General features: G+C 45.0%; 2 protein-coding genes. Both read right to left on the bottom strand.

The window, feature by feature from the left end; all coding sequences use genetic code 11:
• A partial coding sequence (locus QUA45_RS28305; protein ID WP_333223220.1) for an AAA-like domain-containing protein occupies positions 1–209 on the bottom strand: 209 nt, incomplete at its 3' end.
• Between the two features lie 27 nt (positions 210–236).
• On the bottom strand, positions 237–3,392 hold a 3,156-nt coding region (locus QUA45_RS28300; RefSeq protein WP_333223218.1), incomplete at its 5' end, for a WD40 domain-containing protein.

The raw sequence follows: 3,392 nt of genomic DNA, 5'->3' as shown, positions 1-3,392 counted from the left end.
TCGATCGTGCTGCATTGAAATCCTTCGGCTTGCAATCGATGGAAGGTGCGAACGAGAAGGGAAGATTTGCCCATTTGCCGCGAATTGAGAATGTAGCAAAACTCCCCTCGTTTTAAGGCTTGATAAAGTTGGATATCTGCTTGTCGTTCGACATAGGTAGGCGCATCAGTTGTGAGACTGCCACCAATTTGGTAAGAGTAATCTTTCATAATTGATAATTAATTGTTTCGGATAGTTTAGCGATCGCCCACCCGATCGCACAAATGTCTGTCCTCCCCCTTCACATCAGCATTTGTTCGCAAATAATTTCCGACCCAATCGCATCCATACTGGAGAAAATCGAGCTGGAAAATTCGCTCTAAATTCCAGACAATTCCTGTAGTATCCTGACTGGCTGAGGCGACTAACTTCCCATCAGGGCTAAATGCCACTCCGAACACCCCATCGCTATGTCCCTTTAAAGTTTCAAGCTCTTGACCATCGTACCTCCAAAGTTTGACAGTGCCGTCAAAACTTGCTGAGGCGAGAGTCTTGCCATCGGGGCTAAATGCCACTCCGAATACCCCATTTTTGTGTCCCTTTAAGGCTCTGATTTCTGTACCATCCAACCGCCAAAGTCTCACCATGCTATCCATACCCGCTGAAGCGAGAGTCTTGCCGTCAGGGCTAAATGCCACTCCAGCTACCTGACGGCGATGGCTTGTTAAAGTGTGTAGAAGCTTGTAGCTGGGCTTTCCAGAGGCGATCGCATTATCCCACTGCCAAAGTTTGACAGTGCCGTCCACACTACCAGAGGCAATGAGCTTTCCATCTGGACTAAAGGCAACTCCATTAATGTGATCGGTATGCCCTTTGAGAGTTGCCAATTGGGTGCCGTCAATCCTCCAGACTTTAACCGTTTTGTCCTCACCCGCCGAAGCGAGTGACTGTCCGTCTGGGTGGAAATCCACCGCGAAAACTCTACCTTGATGTCCAGTAAAAGTCTTGATTAAGGTTCCATCTAGTCGCCACAATCGAACAGTGCTGTCATAACCGCCTGTAGCAATCGAGTCTCCCTTTGGGCTGAAATCTACTCCGAAAACTTTATCAGCTTGTTTGGGGAAAGTGCGAATTAAGCTACCATCAAGCTGCCAAAGTTTAACGGTATTGTCACGACTGGCGGTGGCAATTGTCTTACCATCAGGACTAAATTTTATGGTGTAAATTGATGCTTGATGTCCGTTAAGAGTCTTAAGCAAACTGTCATCAAGCTTCCAGAGTGCGATCGGGCCATCCCAACTGGATGAGGCGAAGATTTGCCCGTCAGGACTCCAAGCCAATCCAGAGACGACATCCTTAGCGACTAGCAGGGTTTTTAGCAGAGTGCCGTCAAGCTGCCACAATTTGACTGTTCTGTCTAGACTTGCCGAGGCAAGCAAAGCACTTTGAGGGTTAAAAGCGATTTTGGTCACGGCATCGCTGTGTCCAGTTAGGGTTTGGACTAAAGTTCCATCCAGGTGCCAAAGTTTGACCGTTTTATCCCAACTCGCCGAGGCGATGAGATTTCCTTGAGGGCTAAAGGCAACATTCTTGACTCTATCTGTATGTCCGGTGAGAGTTCTCAGCAGTTTGCCGTCTGCATTCCAGAGTTTGATAGTTTGATCTTTAGAAGCAGATGCAATAATTTGACTGTCTGGGCTCAAGGCAACGCTGTCAACTTCATCTGTATGTCCGGTGAGAGTTCTCAGCAGTTGACCGTCTGTACTCCAGAGTTTAATTGTTTTATCTTTAGAAGCCGAAGCAATAATCTGATTGTTAGGAGCGATCGCGACTTGTGTAACGTTATCGATATGTCCTTTTAAGGTCTGCCACAAGGTATAACTCGGCTTTCCCATTTGTGATTTTGTACTGTTTTTGCGCCAAAGTTTGACTGTTTTATCCCCAGAACCCGAAGCAATTAGATCCCCTCTGGGGTTAAATACAACTCCCCAAACAGCATTGTTGTGTCCTTGAAGTATTCCTAGTTTTGTACCGTCTTTTTCCCAAAGATCGATCGTTTTATCGGCAGAAGCTGAGGCGATGAGTTCCCCATCAGGGCTGAAAGTTACATCATTAACCACATTGTCATGCCCCGATAAATGATTATAGTCAACTGCTCCATAAACAGCTTGATGGAGAGCTTCTTTAACTGAGCGTTCGAGTTCTGGGTCTACACCACCTAACTTTTGTAGTTGTCGCTTTCCTCTGATTGCCTCTATGAATGCGTCTAATTTTTGATTTGAGGCGAATAGTGCTTCGGAAGATTTGGCGATCGCTTTGATTTCGCTGACAGCAGTTTGCCGATACTGAAAATACACCGCTAGCCCCAATGCACAGGCGATAATTAATGCTATAGTTACTACAAAAAGCAAAAACCTTTGCCGCCTAGAACTTTTTTTCTCTACAGCTAATCTTTTTTGTTCTTCTGTTAGTCTGGCTTCAATTTCTTTAGCCCGTTCTGCTTCCAATCCTACCTGCATTTCTCTTCGGTCTAATTCTTCAGAAGCGCCTAAAAACTGATAATCTAAGTCACTCAAACTTTTACCCTGGGCCCAAGCTTGAGCATTTTTCAATGCCTGTCCGCGCAACAGTCGGGATTTATCGGTCTGCTTGGACGTTATCCAAGCATCAAAGGCTTGAGAGTATGGACGCAAGGAAGCGAGATGTTTTTCTACCCATTTTTTGTTAAATACTTCTTGATAAATCTGGTTTCTTACCTGTAAAAACCCCTGATATTTTACTACCAAACCAGACAGCAATAGTTCTACCTGTTCTCGCGAGTCATCCGTGGGTACTTCCACTCCTTGTAAGATTTTTTGATAGATGCCTAGTAGTCTGCCAGCACGTTGCTCATTTCTCAGGATGCGATCGCGTATCGTCTTTAAATGCTCCGGTTCGTCTTGAGATTCCCAATTCTCGATGATGCGCGATCGCACGACCGATTCCACAAAAAATCCTTCTGTTCCAGGTGGAATCATCAGCACGTCAGTGTGAGATTCTCGCGTCGCTATTACTATCAATTGACACAGCTTTTGGCTCAAAAATGGTTGCCCAGAAGTCCAAGCTAATATTGATTTGATAATTGCCTCGGCATTACTAACTACACTCTCTAACCCTTGAGTTAAAGGAGAGGCTTCTTCCAAGGAAAAACCGGGCAAATCTACTGCTTGTCCGATATTAAAAGGTGTCCGATTTTTATCGGCGATTAAATCGCTGGGTGCAGCTACTCCGAAAATCGCGAAGGTAATTCGGTTGTATTCTGGATTAATGGCTCGTTGGTTGTAACAATAACGAATCAAGGCGAAAAAGTCATCGACGGGAAAATCTAAGCTTAAAATACTATCAATCTCATCGACAAATATAAAAATTCGCTC

Source organism: Microcoleus sp. Pol12A5 (assembly GCF_036701435.1).
Classification (GTDB): domain Bacteria; phylum Cyanobacteriota; class Cyanobacteriia; order Cyanobacteriales; family Microcoleaceae; genus Microcoleus.
Note: the sequence above shows the minus strand (reverse complement) of the source record. Positions and strands in the feature narration are given on the sequence as shown.